This is a genomic window from Acinetobacter sp. AND/436 (assembly GCF_049546925.1).
GTDB lineage: Bacteria > Pseudomonadota > Gammaproteobacteria > Pseudomonadales > Moraxellaceae > Acinetobacter > Acinetobacter indicus.
Map to the genome: position 1 here is coordinate 107,168 of NZ_JBMXBO010000008.1, position 17,165 is coordinate 124,332.

Sequence of the window (17,165 nt, forward strand, 5' to 3'; positions counted from 1 at the left end):
ATCTGCCGGTAGCGGCCTGATTCGGGGATCCGCACAGACTGATCTGAATCTTGTGTTTAATGCGCAGAAAAAATGCTAGAATACGGCGCTTATATTCGTTTGCCTCTCATAGTTGTTTGTCATGACTACCAATACTCAAATTACTGAAGATCGTATCCTGATTCTGGATTTCGGTTCTCAATATAGTCAGCTCATCGCACGTCGTGTTCGTGAAGCTGGCGTATATTCTGAAATGTATGCCTATGACATGTCTGAAGAAGACATTCGTGCATTTAATCCAAACGGTATCATCTTGTCGGGTGGACCTGAAAGCGTTCACCAGGAAGGCAGCCCGCGTGCACCACAAGTGGTGTTTGAACTGGGTGTGCCGGTATTGGGCATTTGTTATGGCCTGCAAACCATGTGCGAACAGCTTGGCGGTAAAGTTGAGCCAGGTACTGTCCATGAGTTTGGCTATGCAGAAGTAGACATCGTGGTGCGTGACCAGCTGATTGGTAACCTGCAAGACCGTGAAAACCAGCTGCATGTCTGGATGAGCCACGGCGATAAAGTTGCCCGTATTCCGGAAGGTTTCCAGGTGACAGCGCAAACTCCAAGCTGCCCAATTGCCATGGTATCTGACGAAACACGTCGTTTCTACGGCATCCAGTTCCACCCGGAAGTAACGCACACTTCTAAAGGTGCGGAATTACTGTCGAACTTCGTACACCAGATTTGTGGCTGTCGCGGTCTGTGGACACCAGAGCACATTATCGACCTGCGTGTAGAACAGCTACGTGAACAGATTGGCGATGAAAAAGTACTGCTGGGTCTGTCAGGCGGTGTGGATTCTTCTGTGGTTGCTGCATTGCTGCATAAAGCAATTGGCGATCAGTTGACCTGTGTATTCGTAGACAACGGTTTGCTGCGTTTAAACGAAGGCGACCAGGTTATGCAAATGTTTGCTGACAACATGGGGATCCGCGTGATTCGCGCCGATGCGGAAGATCGTTTCCTGTCTGCACTGGCAGGGGTCACTGATCCTGAAGCGAAACGTAAGATTATTGGCCGTGAATTTATTGAAGTGTTTGCTGAAGAAGCACGTAAATTAGATGGCGTGAAATTCCTGGCACAAGGTACGATTTATCCAGACGTGATTGAATCTGCAGCCAGCAAACAGGGCAAGGCGCATGTGATTAAATCACACCACAACGTGGGTGGTTTACCGGATGATTTGGCTTTTGAACTGGTTGAACCGTTACGTGACCTGTTTAAAGATGAAGTACGTAAACTGGGCACCACTTTAGGTCTGCCACACAGCATGATTTACCGTCATCCATTCCCGGGTCCAGGTTTGGGCGTGCGTATTCTGGGTGAAGTGAAAAAAGAATATGCCGACATTTTACGTCTGGCTGATGACATCTTTATGCAGGAACTGCGTGCCAGCGGCTGGTATGACAAAACTGCACAAGCCTTTGCTGTATTCCAGCCAGTGAAATCTGTTGGGGTGGTGGGTGATGGCCGTCGTTATGCCTGGGTTGTTGCCCTGCGTGCCGTTGAAACAGTTGACTTTATGACAGCACGTTTCGCGCACCTGCCATATGATCTGGTAGATCGTATTTCAACTCGTATCATGAACGAGATTAAAGACGTTTCACGTGTGGTATATGACGTATCGTCTAAACCACCTGCAACAATTGAATGGGAGTAATTCAGGGCTTTCGGATAGTACTGCTGTCCGCCTGAATTACGCCAAGGGCTGTGCCCGCGGCAGTGGGGTTTTACGAAGCATTGCTTTGTGCCTGAATTACGCCATGAGCCCATTTTAAAGCATTGCTTTTAAAATCGGCGCAAGGTGCGCGGCAGTTTAGAAGCCCGAAATTATTTAAAAAAGAGCGCCTCGGCGCTCTTTTTGTATTTAAACCACCCAGGAAATATTGGACGGGCAGGCCGGTTTTTTCGGTTCGCTCATGCCAATATCATAGTGCAGTACACAATTACGCCCATGCTGTTTGGCCGCGTATAAGGCAATATCAGCTTCTTTAATTAATGTGGTTAAATCAGGCTGTTCGGCTTTGAGCTCAGATACCCCAATCGAAACGGTAAAATTCAGGCTGATATTCTGGCCAATATAAATCCGGTGCTGGGCAATTTTGGTTCTTAAACGTTCGGCAATCAGCAGTGCATCCTGCAGACTGGTTTCGGTGAGTAAAGCGGTAAATTCCTCGCCACCAAAACGCGCCAGAATATCCTTGCGCCGCATTTCCTTACGGGCAATATCAGCAATGGTCTGCAGCACCTGATCACCGACATCATGACCATGGGTGTCATTAATCTGCTTGAAATAATCGACATCAAACATCAGCAGGCAGGTCGAAGCATGCTGCGGCCATTCATGTACCTTATACTCGGCAATATGCACAAACTGGCGGCGGTTGCTGAGTTGGGTCAGCTCGTCGGTATGCGCCAACTCTTGCAGAATATGGAAATTCCAGTCATTTAGCATGGTTCTGAGAAAATTACGCCGTGCATTCAGGGTATTGGTCCAGCTGATATATAAACTGAACAGCCAGATTGGCAGATAGACCAGCGCAAAAATAATGGTTTCAATGGCGCTGGTTAAGTTAGATACGCCTAAAAACACCACGGTACTGATTAAAAACGAGGTATATAGCGCCGGCTTAAAGCGCACCTGAATACACAAATTGGCCAGCACCACAAAAATGACCGAGGCATAGATATAGATATCGATATAGGGGCTGTTCGACAAGGACATCAGATAAAACCACAGGCCGGCACAAACCAGCGTGCCGACCGGTAAAATCTGGTCATGGATCCGGATATCTTTCACATATTTGAACAGGAAATAATTAATGCTGATGGCCAGTACAATCACGATGACTCTGGCGATACCGGAGAGCAGACTGACATCGGGCAGTACAAAATAATCGGCGAAAAAGTACAGTAAAAATGCCAGCTGGCCAATGTGATTGACCTGTTGTAAATACAGCTTCTGGTGAATGGTCTGGAATTTATAAAAATAGTCTTCAAACTGGGGCGGAATACGGGCAGCCGGATCTTGCAGGGCCTGTTCCAGGGCCTGACGACTTTCCAGGTCGCACTCTGACGCTTGTAAAATATGTCGATCCGAATCATCGGGTGCAAGATCTGTTGAATTCGTCGACATTCTAATCCGATTTCCCATCTTCATAGAATTGCCCCAAGTCTTTAATAAAATCAAAGTAATAGTATAGCTTTGACGATTAAAAAAAGACCTCCCTAAATATGGGTAATTTGCTGAAAAAAAGCCTCAAAACGGCAGGAAAAGAGAGGAAATTGTGCGCTGGTGCTCACATGAATCCTTACAACAAAAAGCGATTTTTTGATTGTTCTGCCAGGAGAATGCTGCATATTAACTGAACTATAGCAAACTCATGCAGCATCCGCGTATAAGATAAACAACAAGATGAGCGACATGGAACATCGCCAGAGTTAGGATACAACTATGACCAATGCCAACTATACCGAACTGTCCCATTCAGACGATTGTGAAAAATATATCCAGCAGTTTATTCAGGAAGTGCCGCTGCGCCGTGCAGAAATCGGGCAGGGCACCGTCATTAAACGCGCCTTGCCCAGCCGTCATAAACGCATGATTGGCGCCTGGTGCTTTTTAGACCATGCCGGTCCGGTCAGCTTTCCGCAGGGTGACGGGCTAGATGTCGGACCACATCCGCATATTGGCCTGCAAACCTTTACCTGGATGATTGAAGGCACCCTCATGCATACCGATAGTATCGGCTCCAAACAATTGATCCGGCCGAAACAGGTCAACCTGATGACAGCCGGGCAGGGGATTTCGCATACCGAAGTCGCGCCAGAGCAGGAAACCCACATGCATGCGGCCCAGCTGTGGATTGCCTTGCCGGATGCCAAGCGCAATATGCCATCGCGTTTTGACCATTATCCTGAATTACCGGTGGTGTCACGAGATGGGGTTGAATTTACCGTGCTGGTCGGGGAGTTTCTGGAAACCCGCTCGCCGGTTGAGGTGCATAGCCCGTTACTGGCAGTGGACTTAACTGCGGCAGAAACGGTGCGCACCCGGCTTCAGCTGAATCCGGCCTTTGAATATGGCTTTATGGCGCTAGAAGGCACGGCGCATATTAACCAGCATGAACTGAACGAAGACAATATGGTGGTGCTGGAGCCGGGTCTGCAGGACATTGAGATTGAACTGCACCAGGGTGCACGCGTACTGTTACTGGGCGGTGAGCCATTTGAATCCGCGATTTTACTATGGTGGAACTTTGTCGGACGTACCCAGGACGAGCTGAGCGAGGCACGTGACCAGTGGGTCAATCAGGACCCGCGTTTTGGCAGCATTCCAGATTATAATGGGCCACGGCTGGAAGCACCGGCCCTGCCAGATAAAATGCGTGCTTCACGTTAAGCAGGCATGATGAATTGAACTTCAGGCCCAAGCGTCGCGATCGATGGGTGGGCCTGATGATGCTGAGTTGCCGCAACCGGTCAAGGTGGCCGGTGGTTCTTTATTTCAAGAAAAACAATCAGAGTGTCATTATGATTACTGTGCATCATCTGGAACAGTCGCGTTCCTTTCGTATTTTGTGGGCCTTAGAAGAACTGGGCCAGCCTTATCAGATTGAATTTTATCGCCGTTTACCGAGTTTTGCCGCACCACCCGAGTTAAAACGGGTGCATCCGCTGGGTAAGGCACCAATTTTGACAGATGGTGGGCAGCCGATTGCCGAATCTGCGGTGATTTTAGAGTATTTACAGGAACAGTATGATCCGGCGCAGCAGTTCAAGCCAACACATCCGGCCGATCAGCAGCAGTACCGTTACTGGATGCACTATGCCGAAGGTTCACTGATGCCATTGCTGGTGATGCAGCTGGTGGCCAGTAAAGTGCCGCAGCGCGCACCCTGGCTGATTCGTCCGGTGGCAGCAAAAGTCAGTGAAGGTATCCAGCAGGGTTTTATTCAGCCGCGACTCAAAGATCATATCCAGTTTCTGGAAGATTATCTGGCCACACATGACTATTTTGCCGGCACATTTTCCTTTGCCGATATTCAGATGGCCTTTCCGCTACAGGCCTTGCAAAGCCGTACTGATGGCAAATATCCGCAGATTGAGCGTTATCTGCAGCGACTGGCACAGCGCGAGGGCTATCAGCGGGCGTTCGCTCGTGAACAGAAGCTAGAGGCACAGTTGGCCTAAACAAAATTTGAAGCTATAAAAAAAGATGCTTGCGCATCTTTTTTATTATTGGCGTTTCACCACAATCGAATCAATCCCGCTATGTTGCAGGGTTTGCTGGGCAATCAGTGCCGCCTCTGCAGAGGTATATGGCCCCGAAATTACCCGATACCAGGTTTCACCACCTTCTACGGTTTTGACCACATCGGCGGACAGACCATTCAGAATAATTTCAGCTCGACGTGCATCGGCGGCATCCGGATCGGTATAGCTGCGGACCTGCAGAATATAGCTGGCAGGCGCGGCCACGGGCGGTTCAGTTGGCGTGATGCCCGCCGTCGCTTCACTGGCGGCTGCGGACGCTGCCGGCTCAACAATTGGCGCTTCGACAATCACCACTGCCGTCTGTTCCTGGGTTTCAGGTACGGCCTGCTCCGGAATTGGTGTTACCTGTTGCTGGGGCAGCAGGTCATAGAAGCGGTAATCCTTGTTGGTGTCTTCCTGATAATGTTCAGAAGTGATCTGGCCTTTTGGTGGCACAGGTTCCCACGGCTTCCACAGCATTAAGGCCACTGCGAAACATAACACGACCAGAATCACCACCAGTGTGCCTAACCAGGTCGGAATGAGTGGTTTTTTGGGCTTATTTGGTCGTTCTGATACACCGCGTTGCGTTTTTCCAAACACGAGGGAACCTCTTTATTCTGATTATTGGCTGATTGGCTGGACAGGTGCGTGATGGTACGCCTGCCCAGCAGAAGAATGTCTTGGTTTACATGCTTTCAGGTGCAGAAACACCTAATAATTCTAAACCATTGCGCAAGGTTTGTTGTACGTTTACTGAAAGCAATAAGCGGGCTTGAGTAAGCGCAGCATCATCATTGAGCACTTTGTGTTCATTATACCAGCCGTGGAATAAAGCTGCTAATTCTTTCAAGTAGTTACCAACCTGATGGGGTTCGCAGGCATTGGCAGCACGGGTCACAATTTCAGGATAGGCCGCCAGCTTGGCCAGAATTTCAGTTTCAGCCTCCAGTTCCAGCTTGGCCGCAAACTGACGCGCGTCAAGCGCATTAAAATTCACGCCTGTGCTGGCTGCTTTTTCCAGCATACGGCAGATACGGGCATGCGCATACTGGATGTAATACACCGCATTGTCTTTGCTTTGTGAGACCGCTAAATCCAGGTCAAAGTCGATGTGCTGTTCAGATTTACGCATGACATAGTAGAAGCGCGCTGCATCGTTACCGACTTCTTTACGCAGGTCACGCAAGGTCACGAACTGGCCAGAACGGGAAGACATCTGTACCATCTCGCCGCCGCGCCATAAGCTCACAAACTGCACCAGTAAAACGGTTAGTTTTTTCGAGTCATAACCCATCGCATCAATAGCGGCTTTCACCCGGGAGATATAACCGTGGTGGTCAGAGCCCCAGATATCAATCAGGTCGGTATAGCCACGTTGTAATTTGTTCAGGTGATACGCAATGTCTGAAGCGAAATAAGTGGTTTGACCATTACGACGTTTGACCACGCGGTCTTTTTCATCGCCAAACTCAGTCGATTTAAACCAGATGTTGCCATCTTGCTCATACAGATAACCACGCTGATCCAGTGTTTGCAGCGCTTCATCAATTTTTTCAGTTAAAGAGGCTTCGCTAAACCACTGGTTAAAGGTTACGCCAAACTCACCGAGGTCATCTTTAATGTCATCCAGAATGGCTTTTAAAGCCGCCTGATGGAACACGCGATAGCCTTCGCCAATTAAAGCCTGTGAATTGAAAATCAGACCATCAATATGTTTTTCTTTATCGCCAGACAGGACCACCTTGTTGCCTTCTGCATCCGGTTCAGCTGCATACTGCACATCTTCCGGTACATCTTTATAGACATCGGCCACTGGACGTACATAAGCATCACCATCCTGGTCGATAATGCTTTGCGCGATTTCTTTGACGTAATCACCCTGATAGGCATTTTTCGGGAACACCAGTTCCTGACCGGTCAGTTCCAGATAACGTAAGTAAGTTGATGTTGCCAGAATATCCATTTGACGGCCGGCATCGTTCACATAGTATTCACGATCTACGGTTGCGCCAGTGGCTTCGAGCAGATTGGCAACGGTCATGCCATAAGCGGCACCGCGACCATGACCCACGTGCAGGCTGGACGTCGGGTTGGCAGAAACGAATTCAACCTGAATACGTTTGCCCGCGTTGACCTTGGTGCGGCCAAACTGGTCTTGCTGCGCCTGAATTTGATCAAGAATGGCAAAACGCTGGTCGGCATTTAAGAAGAAGTTGATAAACCCCGGACCGGCAATTTCTGCTTTGCTGATATCTGCCACTTCTGGCAATGCAGCCAGAATTTTTTCGGCCAGATCACGCGGCTTCATGCCCGCAGCTTTAGAGGCAATCATGGCGATATTTGAGGCAAAGTCACCGTGGCTTCGGTCTTTGGTTCGCGTCAAATTACTGGTGTTGTTCCAGTCTGCTGGGAGGACACCTTCTGCTTGAAGGGATTGCACTGCATGTTCAAGAGCTGCTTGGATTGCCGTATTCATAATCAGTCGAAAAATAAATGTCGCAGAAAAACAGCAAATATAGCAAATTTCACTGTCTTTAGGTGAACCCATTTGTAGTGAATGAAGATTGTCCGACATTCTGCGCCATCTGTAGCCTGAAAATGCTAACATGGCCATGAAATAACCTGATCAATGACGGATTTGTCCCGCTGTAGGAGCATGCATGCACGCCAAACGTCCTGTAATTATCGCCAATATTCCTAAACTGCCAGCAAAATGGGCGGGCATTATTATGCCGCTGCTGCTGTCTGGCCTGATGAGCGGTATTATTTCAATGGTCAATATGCTGCGTGCGCTGGGCTGGGTCGAAGGGCTGATCACACTGTGGTTCCAGAACTGGATGATTTCCTGGGCCATTGCCTTTCCGGTGGTGCTGGTGGTGTTGCCGCTGGTGCGCCGTTTTACCGCGATGCTGGTGGATATGCCGGGCGCACCCAAATAGCATTTAGCCCGATGCACCAGACTCCTGACAGGACACCGGTTTACTCAGCAGATCGGCATTGCCATTCTGGAAGGTATAAAGCCGGGAGGCATTAAAAATCTTGATCACCTTGGCCTGCGCAATGGCTGCCTGGAAGCGTTTCAATGGCTCATCGGTATGTACATTAAAAGGATTGCCATAATTCTGATTGTCGAGCAGGAACTGGATCTGTCCGGCATTCGGATCATAAGCCTTTAACAATGTCTTGCCTTCGGCACTGCTGAGCGAGAAGGTTGGTCGCTGGCTGCTGATCTTGCAGTGCAGGGCCAGAGTCAGAATCACTTCATCCTGAGCCTTGTTTTTCAGCTGATAGCGTCCCAGCTGTTCATTTTCAATATAGACCCATTGTTGAGTAGGCATGCTGGCAGTAAATTTTTCCAGTTGCTCCAGGGTTTTTTTACTGATATCCACCACGCCATCTTTGTCGATTTTCGGCGCTTTGTCTTTACTGGAGAATAAACCGGTCACCTGATCGCTGACTTTTTCAGTGGTATTGGAAAGGGTCTGGCAGCCGCCTAACCCCAGCACAGCGGCCAAACCGCCCAGTGCAATCCATGGCTTGATATACATGATTTTTAAATATGTCGTTGTGTTTTGCCCCAGAGCATACCCAAATTGAGGCCAATTGAAAAATCTGCACTGGCTGCATGTAACAGAAAAACAGCGAAAAACTACATCTAGCAGGAACGGAGCTTTGTAAGCTAAACAGGCAGGGGATTGATCTGGGTACAAAAAACCCGCATTTTCGGCTTTGGGAAAGCCTTATGTCGTGACTGAATGCCGGATTGGACAAATTTATTCAGTATCTAAATTATCCACAAATCATTATCAATTTTCTAAATACCCCATTGTCCTCAAAACGGGCTAAGCTAGCTTATCTCCCAGAGGAACTTTTGCTTTGAGCCTCCTTCTGGATCATCGAATAATGAGATCGGAAATGACATCAGCGAATTCAGCCACCAAAAAACCGCTTTACATCCCTTATGCCGGAAACACGCTTCTGGAGCTGCCTTTGCTTAATAAAGGCGGTGCATTTACAGAAGAGGAACGCCGCCATTTTAATCTCCACGGTTTACTTCCACATGCCATTGAGAGCATTGAAGAACAGAGTCAGCGCTCCTATCAGCAGTATGTGTCGTTTAACGATGCCATCAACAAGCATATTTATTTACGAAATATTCAGGACACCAACGAAACCCTGTTCTATCACTTAATTGAGCATCACTTAAGTGAAATGATGCCGATTATTTATACCCCAACGGTCGGTGAGGCCTGCCAGCGTTTTTCCGATATTTATCGTCGTCATCGTGGCATCTTCCTGGCTTATCCGGACCGCGGCCATATTGATGACATTCTGCAAAATGTGAACAAGAAAAACGTGAAGGTGATTGTAATCACTGATGGCGAGCGCATCTTAGGTCTTGGTGATCAGGGGATTGGCGGGATGGGGATTCCGATTGGCAAATTATCCTTATATACCGCATGTGGTGGAATCAGCCCGGCTTATACCTTGCCAATTACTTTAGATGTAGGTACCAACAACCCGCAACTGCTGGATGATCCAATTTATATGGGCTGGAATCAGCCGCGGATTACCGGCGATGAATACTATGCCTTTGTTGATGAAGTGATTGCCGCGATCCAGCGCCGCTGGCCAAAAGCGCTGATCCAGTTTGAGGATTTCGCTCAGAACAATGCGATGCCATTGTTAAACAAATATCGTGACCAGATTTGCTGTTTTAATGATGATATTCAGGGCACCGCAGCCGTTTCGGTGGGCAGTTTAATTGCTGCCTCACGTGCCGCTGGTAAACAGCTGAAAGATCAGGTGGTGGCTTTCCTCGGTGCCGGTTCTGCTGGTAGCGGCATAGCCGAGCAGATTATTGCACAGATGATGTATGAAGGTTTAAGCGATGCCGAAGCGCGTGCGCGGGTATTTATGGTTGACCGTTTTGGCCTGATCACCGAAAACCAGCCGAATCTGCTGGACTTCCAGCGCAAACTGGCACAGCCGCCTGAACGGGTTGCAGCCTGGGGCAATGCCGATGACATGATTTCACTACTCGATGTAGTCAAACATGCCAAACCAACGGTATTGATTGGTGTATCGGGTCAGCCGGGGCTGTTTACCGAAGAAATTATTCGCACACTAACGGAAAATTGTGAGCGACCAATTGTAATGCCACTGTCGAATCCAACCTCACGGGTTGAGGCGGTGCCGGCTGATATCCTGCAATGGTCTGAAGGTAAGGCGCTGATTGCAACTGGTAGTCCATTTGCACCGGTGAATTATCATGGCAAGATTTATCATATCTCACAGTGTAATAACTCCTATATTTTCCCGGGTATTGGTTTGGGTGTAGTCGCCTCCGGCGCGACCCGAGTCACAGACAGTATGCTGATGGCGTCGAGTAATGCACTGGCAGACTGTTCGCCGATGCTGCTCGATCCAGCGGCCGATCTGCTGCCGGATTTAAATGAAATCCAGAAGGTTTCGAAAATTATTGCCTTTAAAGTGGCTAAAGCGGCGATGCTGGCCGGTGTAGCACCAGTAATCAGTGACGAGTTACTGGCAGAGGCCATTGAGGCGAATTTCTGGAAACCGGAATACCGCAGTTATCGCCGGATTACCTTCTAAAATATAGACAAACACAACAAGGAGCTTCGGCTCCTTTTTTTTAGGGCAGCTGTTGATCGCAACTGGTCGGAAACAGGCGGTTTGTAGCCCCGAAATGAAAGCGAGAGGCTGGATTAAAAAATGAGCATTGTTTAGAATCGGGGCAAATTAAAACAATAGCTTTTATAACAATGATAACCCGTGTTCATATCCATACTGCCTTGGAGCAGGCTGGCCTCAGCCCACAAAAACGTGCCCTCCATATTCAATTTTCTCAGCCTGCCTTAAATACCGATGTTTTCTTGCAGCGCATCGACGGTGAACACCAGCTCAATCAGGGCTTATGTGCTGAACTGATCTGTCTTTCGACCAATGGCCAGATTCCGTTAAAACAGTTTATCGGCGCGCAGGTTGCCGTCGATCAGGTCACTGACCAGGGCCAGCTATTTCGCAGCAGCGGTATTATCACCGCAGCCGCGCAAGGCCAGAGTGATGGCTCTCTCACCCTCTATAAACTTACGCTAGAAGATCCAACCGCACTCTGGCATAAACGCCGTAACAGCCGTGTGTTTATGAATAAAAGCGTGCGTGAGGTCAGCGAGATCTTATTTAAAGAATGGCAGAACAAAAGCCCGCTCTTTGCTGCCAGCCTGACTCTGGACTTAACCGGACTGACCCAGGAACTGGATGTGCGTCCTTTTATCATGCAGTCCAATGAAACCGACTATGACTTCCTGACCCGACTCTGGCGCAGTGAAGGCATTAACTGGCTGATTGATGAAGCCCAGTTACAGGTCGTACATTCCAGCAGCCCGATTCAGGCCCAGAAACTGCGCCTGATTGATGACAACAGCCAGTACAGTGCTTTAAACCGCCGCAGCATCCGCTTTCATCGCTCCAGTGCCACCGAACAACTGGATAGCATCACCCAGTTGATTGCCCAGCGCAGCCTGCAACCGACGGCCGTACATCTGCAACGCTGGCAGTCAGATAGCCTGAGCCAGGAAGAAGGCGCCGGTTCAGTGCAAAGCAAACACCAGCACAGCCATAATCAGGACAATGCCAGCTTGAGCCTGGAACAAGCCTGGCAGATCAGCCCGGCCTGGATGCAGGATTTAAATGGCGAAGATCAGGCCACAGCCTCTTCCAACAACCAGCTGGACAAGCTGAACCAGAACCTCAGTCACTACCACGACCTGCAATCCAAATACTTCAGCGCGCATTCCACCGTCCGTGATGCCCAGGTCGGCTACTGGTTTGAACTGAATGAACACCCGGAAATTGACCAGCACAGCGCAGCCGACAAAGAATTTCTAATTACCGGCAAACAGTTCTATAACCAGAACAACTTACCCAAAGACCTCAATCAGCAGATTAACCAGTTACTCAGCCAGAGCCACTGGCATAGCCATATTAATGTTAAACACGAACAACACCCGGATGAACGTCAAGGCAATACCTTAACCTTACAACGTCGCAACATCCGCACCGTCCCGGAATACCATCCACTACAGCACCGACCAGCAGCCCATCCACAGCGCGCCCGGGTGGTGGGACCTGCTGGAGAAAGCATCCATGTCGATGAATGGGGACGGATTAAAGTCCGTTTTCTGTTTACCCGCAGTGATGACCATCAGCATGATGGCGGGGCCGGCAGTAATGACAATGACACCGATTCGGCCTGGGTGGATGTACTGACCCCCTGGGCCGGAGAAGGCTATGGTGCCCGTTTCCTGCCACGGATTAATGAAATTGTGGTGATCGACTTCTTCGACGGTAACATCGACCGGCCATTTGTGGTGGGGCGTTTACATGAAGCAGAACGCTCGCCAACCCAATTCGACCAACAAGGCCAACTACCCGACACCAAAAAACTCAGCGGGATCCGCTCACAGGAAATTGAAGGCAGTGGCTTTAACCAGCTGCGTTTTGATGATACTCCGAAGCAGATTTCTGCCCAGCTGCAAAGCAGCCATGGTGCGACCCAACTGAACCTGGGGAACTTGAGCCATCCCAAAGCCAGTGCCGAAAGTGACGGTCGTGGTGAAGGTTTTGAACTGAGAACCGATCAGTGGGGTGCAGTCCGTGCTGGAGAAGGCTTGCTGATTTCCACCCATCCACAGGCACAGGCAGAAGGCAATCATCTCGATGCCAGTGAAGCCAAATCCCAGATTGAAGGCTCACTGAGCAATGCCCAAGCCTTAAGTGAAGTGGCCAAAAACCAGCAGACCGATCCTTTAGAAGTTCTCGATAACTTAAAGAACTTCTTAGAGCAGATCGAACAGCAGGATGAAAATAAAGCCGCTGCCTTTAAACAGGCCTTAATGATTCTTAGCGCACCAAACTCTATTGCGTTGAGTAGCCAGCAAGATGTGCATCTCTCTGCTGATGGTCAGATCAGTCACAGTGCCGGAGAGAGTATTAACCTGAGTACGCAGCAGTCTTTGATTGCCCATGCCAGCCAGAAACTGAGCCTGTTTGCAGCACAAGACGGTGCACGCTTATATGCCGGTAAAGGCAAAGTCGAGATTCAGGCACAGGGTGATGGGGCAGATCTTATTGCCAGAAAGGGGGTACAGATTATTTCAACGGAAGACAGGATTGAAGTCAAGGCGAGTAAAAAAATTATATTGGTGGCTGGAGGAAGTCAGATTGAGATTAGTGGTTCAGGTGTGTTACCGACAACTGCTGGGAAGTTTGAGGTGAAAGCAGGGCAGCATCTGTTTTTACAGCCACAGAATGTGGTTGAACCGAAGATGAGCTTACCTCAGATGGCAACATTATTTAGTAATCAGATCAATTATCAATGGAATAGCTCGTCTGCAGGAGAAAAAGAAATTTTTGTGATTGATCAAACTGATGGAAAACTTCTGAAAACCAATAAATCCATATTAAATGAACAACATCAATTAAGTACTTTTAGGTTCTATACGCCCCAGTCAACTGACTTTATTGCGCTGAGCTTTAACTCTTTGCGTACACATTTGAGTGGAGCAGTGAGTGATGAACAGATTGATTATTTGCTCGAAGAAATAGAAGAAGATCAGGAGGATGAGGTGTCTACACACGAGGATATTGAATCATGAGTAAACTGGTGACCATTACCTCTAAGTTTTATGATAAATCTGGACGATATGTCAGAAATCTGAAGGTGAAATCACGTTATCAAAATTCATCGAGAGAGAATCTGAAGAAAACAGATACAGATGGCTTATTTGTTTTTCAAGCTTCTCCTAATCGGATGGTAGAAATTTTAGCAAAACCACCGAAGGCATCTGATTATACTGTGGTGAAGGTCATTAATTCTTCGACCCTCTCCTCCTCAGAGCATCCTATAAAAATTCAGTTACCTAACACCATTGAAGAATATCGACAAATGAATAGTACGATTTCTCAGAATGGTTTGGTGGTAACACCTTTTCAAGTGGTTGATGTTCATGGAAAGATTATGGCTAATTTTCCGATACAAACACGACCAAAGGGAAAGAAAAGTTTTGAACGTATTACAGATGATCAAGGAAGAGTTGAAGTCCTCTCTTCGGCTAATCGTGATGTTGAATTTTTAGCCTTAACATCGAATGATGAGTTTGTTTTAAAAAGATCGCTTAATTCAGGTAATGGCACAGAAAAACCTATTCTGATTCAATTAGATGAACCTTATGAAAAGTTTAAAAGTACTTCTACGCTAACGCTTGTAGATCGTGAAGGTAGTAATTACGTTATTGAAAAAACAAATATTGAGATGTTAATTGTAGCTACCGGGAAGAAAAAGGTTTATTCGATTTCCAATGGAAAACTGCCGTTAATAAGTATGGTTGGGCAGAGATTACAATTTACTGTACTCAAACCAGATGGAAAGCCTTTAGATCCAGTAAGTTATGTGGCCAAAAGAGTTAAAGAGGAAGCTATTAAATTACATCTAGATGTTGATATTATTGAAGGAACCACAGAGGAGAATAAACCTAATTTAGATAAAAGGATTGATAATGATTCAGAAGATATTATTTCGTTAAGCTTTTTTAAAGCTGTTTATGGTTCTAGAAAACTATTTTCTCATCGCGTAATGAATGGGAGATCAACACAAAATACTACGCCAGAAGAGTTTGTTCCTGAGTTGAATAAAAGTCTTAGAAAACATAATTTAAAAGATAAATTAATGTTATGTCATTTTTTAGCACAAATTTATCATGAGTGTGACCACTTTAATACCTTAATTGAATATGCTAGTGGGAAAGATTATGATATATCTAACTTTCCGCCATCTGTTTGTGACATTAAAAATAGTCGAGCATGTCGAAGAAGAAATCAAATCTTAGCTGAAGGAAATACATCTTTTGGAGATGGTCCTAAGTATAAAGGAAGAGGTCTAATTCAGCTAACTTGGAAAAGTGCATATAAAAAATATAAAAACTACTCAGGAATAGATGTAGTTAGTAACCCAGAATTAATTTGTGATGACTTATTTCATGCAGTGGAAAGTTCTGTATGGGCATTTAATATATTTAAAAATGCAGATAATTTAATTTATAAAGGGTATCCAGATTTAAATAGTAACTATAGTGATAGTCATCATTTAAAAGTAGTTGAGTCTGTGAGTAAGAGAATAAATGGTGGAAATAATGGGATGTTGGAAAGAAAGAAGTTATTTATAAAAATATTGAGAGAAGTGGAGAAAAGGAATGGTTTTAAATAAATTTTTCATTTTTTTATTATTGATTTTTTCAGGTAATTTGTCAGCAAAAGATATTTTAGTAAAAGAAGATAATAATATTTACTATAGGAAAGGGGGAGAAAAATTTTATTTATTCAATGGTAATGACTACTGTTATAATAAAAATGGTTTTTGGTTAGAGGAAATAAATGATAGTAAGTATAAATATTTGGTGGTGAATTACACAGAGGATTGCAACCCAAGTGGTCAATACAGGATTTTTGAGATATCTTCTAAAGAGGTAAAAGAGTTTTATTTGAGTCCATTATACGATCCAGAATTTAAAAAAAATAGAATTATTGAAAGGTTTAAAGATGGAGCAATAAGCTATAAAAGAATATATCTTTTAGAGTCTGGGAAATATATATTGAAAGAAGAATGGAGGACTTTAGCTCCAAACTTAAATTTAACTACTTTTTTTTCAAATCCTAATAATATTTATATATTGAAGAGTGACTTAGGTAAAATAGTCGAGAAAGTTGAAGTATCCTCAAGAAAGGCTTTTTTATTTGATCAATATTTTAATAAGAAAAGATCTTATTTAATTAATGGGGATATTGTAAGGATAAAAAATATTGTAAAAAATAAAGATGAATTTTACTTAAATATTGAATATTTAAGTATGGGTGGGAAAGTAGTAAAAGGTTATATATTGATATCTGATATTTTGTGATTTTTCATTTTAAAATTTTATGAATTAAAGAAATTTATAAGTCCAAGAATTATCAATAAGAATTGTAATTAATTAAAAATTCCCTATTCTAGTTTTCTCCTTAAGGGGGAGAGGAACTCTATTACTATAAGGTAATAAATGATAAGGTTGAAAAATTATGAAAAATATTTATGTATTAATTTTTATCATTTTATTATCATCATATTCATTGGCTCACTCTAGTCATGAATTTTATTGCTTATCAGATGGTAAAAAATCAATATTATTAGTTCCTATTTACTATCTTCAAGTCAAAAAAATTAAATATTTCCCCTATATGAGAGATATAAATCTTTCAGACCCCTATGAAATAGAAGAAGTAGATATGGGTGATAATGCTCAGCCAGAAATCTATCGTTCAATGAATGAAATTATAGATGGTAAAATCACTGGGAAATATCGTTTTATGTCCCAAGGATATTTACTTTATGAAGTGGCTTATACAAATAAAAATACTAGAAAAGTCACTAAATTCGAGAATAAAAAAGTAAAATTAAAGGGAATTGAATGTTTTTGAAAATTTTCTTGAGTTGTATTTTTATAACTTTATTTGGATGTGGCTCTTCAGAAATTAGTCGTTCAGCTGAAGTGGATCAGAATACTATTGCAGATGAGAAAATCTTTGAATTGAATCTTGTTGATTTGCAATTAAGCGATCAAGGAGGTATTGCTAAATTATCAAAAAAAATAATTTTTGCCGACTTCATGTTGAGCTATTAAGTAGTTATGGGAAGGAGGTTTATAATTTTAAATTTAGCCTATTAAGTTTAGTAGAAACTAATCATTTTATTTATAAATATGAGGGTGGAATTGTAGACTATAGAACTGCAGAGGATAAAGAGCTGACAGAGTTGATGG

At 45.2% G+C, this 17,165-nt stretch carries 14 protein-coding genes; 10 read left to right on the forward strand and 4 right to left on the reverse strand.

Annotated features, from left to right (window positions below; translation table 11 throughout):
• Window positions 1-121: 121 nt before the first annotated feature.
• Window positions 122-1,690, forward strand: a complete 1,569-nt coding sequence (gene guaA / locus ACPEPR_RS08270) for a glutamine-hydrolyzing GMP synthase (RefSeq protein ID WP_016658965.1) — start codon at window positions 122-124, stop codon at window positions 1,688-1,690.
• A 207-nt stretch (window positions 1,691-1,897) separates the two neighbouring features.
• On the opposite strand, the gene ACPEPR_RS08275 is transcribed toward guaA, so the two are convergent.
• Window positions 1,898-3,166, reverse strand: a complete 1,269-nt coding sequence (locus ACPEPR_RS08275; protein WP_423562291.1) for a GGDEF domain-containing protein — start codon at window positions 3,164-3,166, stop codon at window positions 1,898-1,900.
• Between the two features lie 318 nt (window positions 3,167-3,484).
• On the opposite strand from ACPEPR_RS08275, the gene ACPEPR_RS08280 reads away from it, so the two are divergent.
• Complete coding sequence (locus ACPEPR_RS08280) at window positions 3,485-4,432, forward strand: pirin family protein (RefSeq protein ID WP_104498406.1); 948 nt, start codon at window positions 3,485-3,487, stop codon at window positions 4,430-4,432.
• A 131-nt stretch (window positions 4,433-4,563) separates the two neighbouring features.
• Entirely contained in the window at window positions 4,564-5,223 is a 660-nt protein-coding gene (locus ACPEPR_RS08285; RefSeq protein WP_160243630.1) for a glutathione S-transferase family protein, read from the forward strand.
• A gap of 45 nt (window positions 5,224-5,268) precedes the next feature.
• Here ACPEPR_RS08285 and ACPEPR_RS08290 read toward each other — a convergent pair whose 3' ends face one another.
• Window positions 5,269-5,889, reverse strand: a complete 621-nt coding sequence (locus tag ACPEPR_RS08290; RefSeq protein ID WP_423562292.1) for an SPOR domain-containing protein — start codon at window positions 5,887-5,889, stop codon at window positions 5,269-5,271.
• An 85-nt stretch (window positions 5,890-5,974) separates the two neighbouring features.
• Complete coding sequence (argS, locus tag ACPEPR_RS08295) at window positions 5,975-7,765, reverse strand: arginine--tRNA ligase (protein WP_423562293.1); 1,791 nt, start codon at window positions 7,763-7,765, stop codon at window positions 5,975-5,977.
• 184 nt (window positions 7,766-7,949) lie between these two features.
• Here argS and ACPEPR_RS08300 point away from each other — a divergent pair, with 184 nt between their 5' ends.
• The gene (locus ACPEPR_RS08300; protein ID WP_005181365.1) at window positions 7,950-8,228 is read left to right on the forward strand and encodes a DUF2798 domain-containing protein; all 279 of its coding nucleotides are present in this window, start codon (window positions 7,950-7,952) and stop codon (window positions 8,226-8,228) included.
• Between the two features lie 3 nt (window positions 8,229-8,231).
• Here ACPEPR_RS08300 and ACPEPR_RS08305 read toward each other — a convergent pair whose 3' ends face one another.
• Window positions 8,232-8,837 carry a hypothetical protein gene (locus ACPEPR_RS08305; RefSeq protein ID WP_423562294.1) on the reverse strand — a complete coding sequence of 202 codons (606 nt, stop codon included), beginning with the start codon at window positions 8,835-8,837 and terminating at the stop codon, window positions 8,232-8,234.
• A 367-nt stretch (window positions 8,838-9,204) separates the two neighbouring features.
• Here ACPEPR_RS08305 and ACPEPR_RS08310 point away from each other — a divergent pair, with 367 nt between their 5' ends.
• The 6 genes from ACPEPR_RS08310 (at window position 9,205) to ACPEPR_RS08335 (ending at window position 17,027) form a co-directional block, all read left to right on the forward strand.
• Window positions 9,205-10,905, forward strand: coding sequence for an NAD-dependent malic enzyme (locus tag ACPEPR_RS08310; protein ID WP_016658973.1), 1,701 nt, complete (start codon window positions 9,205-9,207; stop codon window positions 10,903-10,905).
• 170 nt (window positions 10,906-11,075) lie between these two features.
• Window positions 11,076-13,970 carry a type VI secretion system Vgr family protein gene (locus ACPEPR_RS08315; protein WP_423562295.1) on the forward strand — a complete coding sequence of 965 codons (2,895 nt, stop codon included), beginning with the start codon at window positions 11,076-11,078 and terminating at the stop codon, window positions 13,968-13,970.
• On the forward strand, window positions 13,967-15,577 hold the full coding sequence (locus ACPEPR_RS08320) for a glycoside hydrolase family 19 protein (protein WP_423562296.1): 1,611 nt from the start codon (window positions 13,967-13,969) through the stop codon (window positions 15,575-15,577). The genes ACPEPR_RS08315 and ACPEPR_RS08320 overlap by 4 nt, the downstream gene beginning before the upstream one ends.
• The gene (locus ACPEPR_RS08325; RefSeq protein WP_168382051.1) at window positions 15,564-16,268 is read left to right on the forward strand and encodes a hypothetical protein; all 705 of its coding nucleotides are present in this window, start codon (window positions 15,564-15,566) and stop codon (window positions 16,266-16,268) included. The genes ACPEPR_RS08320 and ACPEPR_RS08325 overlap by 14 nt, the downstream gene beginning before the upstream one ends.
• Before the next feature lie 157 nt (window positions 16,269-16,425).
• On the forward strand, window positions 16,426-16,824 hold the full coding sequence (locus tag ACPEPR_RS08330) for a hypothetical protein (protein WP_160241726.1): 399 nt from the start codon (window positions 16,426-16,428) through the stop codon (window positions 16,822-16,824).
• Window positions 16,815-17,027, forward strand: a complete 213-nt coding sequence (locus tag ACPEPR_RS08335) for a hypothetical protein (RefSeq protein WP_168370297.1) — start codon at window positions 16,815-16,817, stop codon at window positions 17,025-17,027. The genes ACPEPR_RS08330 and ACPEPR_RS08335 overlap by 10 nt, the downstream gene beginning before the upstream one ends.
• Window positions 17,028-17,165: the final 138 nt, after the last annotated feature.

Excerpts from the sequence above, each read along its gene's own strand:
- guaA (WP_016658965.1), top strand. The coding sequence starts at position 122 with ATGACTACCAATACTCAAATTACTGAAGATCGTATCCTGATTCTGGAT.
- ACPEPR_RS08275 (WP_423562291.1), bottom strand. The coding sequence starts at position 3,166 with ATGTCGACGAATTCAACAGATCTTGCACCCGATGATTCGGATCGACAT.
- ACPEPR_RS08280 (WP_104498406.1), top strand. The coding sequence starts at position 3,485 with ATGACCAATGCCAACTATACCGAACTGTCCCATTCAGACGATTGTGAA.
- ACPEPR_RS08285 (WP_160243630.1), top strand. The coding sequence starts at position 4,564 with ATGATTACTGTGCATCATCTGGAACAGTCGCGTTCCTTTCGTATTTTG.
- argS (WP_423562293.1), bottom strand. The coding sequence starts at position 7,765 with ATGAATACGGCAATCCAAGCAGCTCTTGAACATGCAGTGCAATCCCTT.
- ACPEPR_RS08300 (WP_005181365.1), top strand. The coding sequence starts at position 7,950 with ATGCACGCCAAACGTCCTGTAATTATCGCCAATATTCCTAAACTGCCA.
- ACPEPR_RS08305 (WP_423562294.1), bottom strand. The coding sequence starts at position 8,837 with ATGTATATCAAGCCATGGATTGCACTGGGCGGTTTGGCCGCTGTGCTG.
- ACPEPR_RS08310 (WP_016658973.1), top strand. The coding sequence starts at position 9,205 with ATGACATCAGCGAATTCAGCCACCAAAAAACCGCTTTACATCCCTTAT.
- ACPEPR_RS08315 (WP_423562295.1), top strand. The coding sequence starts at position 11,076 with ATGATAACCCGTGTTCATATCCATACTGCCTTGGAGCAGGCTGGCCTC.
- ACPEPR_RS08320 (WP_423562296.1), top strand. The coding sequence starts at position 13,967 with ATGAGTAAACTGGTGACCATTACCTCTAAGTTTTATGATAAATCTGGA.
- ACPEPR_RS08325 (WP_168382051.1), top strand. The coding sequence starts at position 15,564 with ATGGTTTTAAATAAATTTTTCATTTTTTTATTATTGATTTTTTCAGGT.
- ACPEPR_RS08330 (WP_160241726.1), top strand. The coding sequence starts at position 16,426 with ATGAAAAATATTTATGTATTAATTTTTATCATTTTATTATCATCATAT.
- ACPEPR_RS08335 (WP_168370297.1), top strand. The coding sequence starts at position 16,815 with ATGTTTTTGAAAATTTTCTTGAGTTGTATTTTTATAACTTTATTTGGA.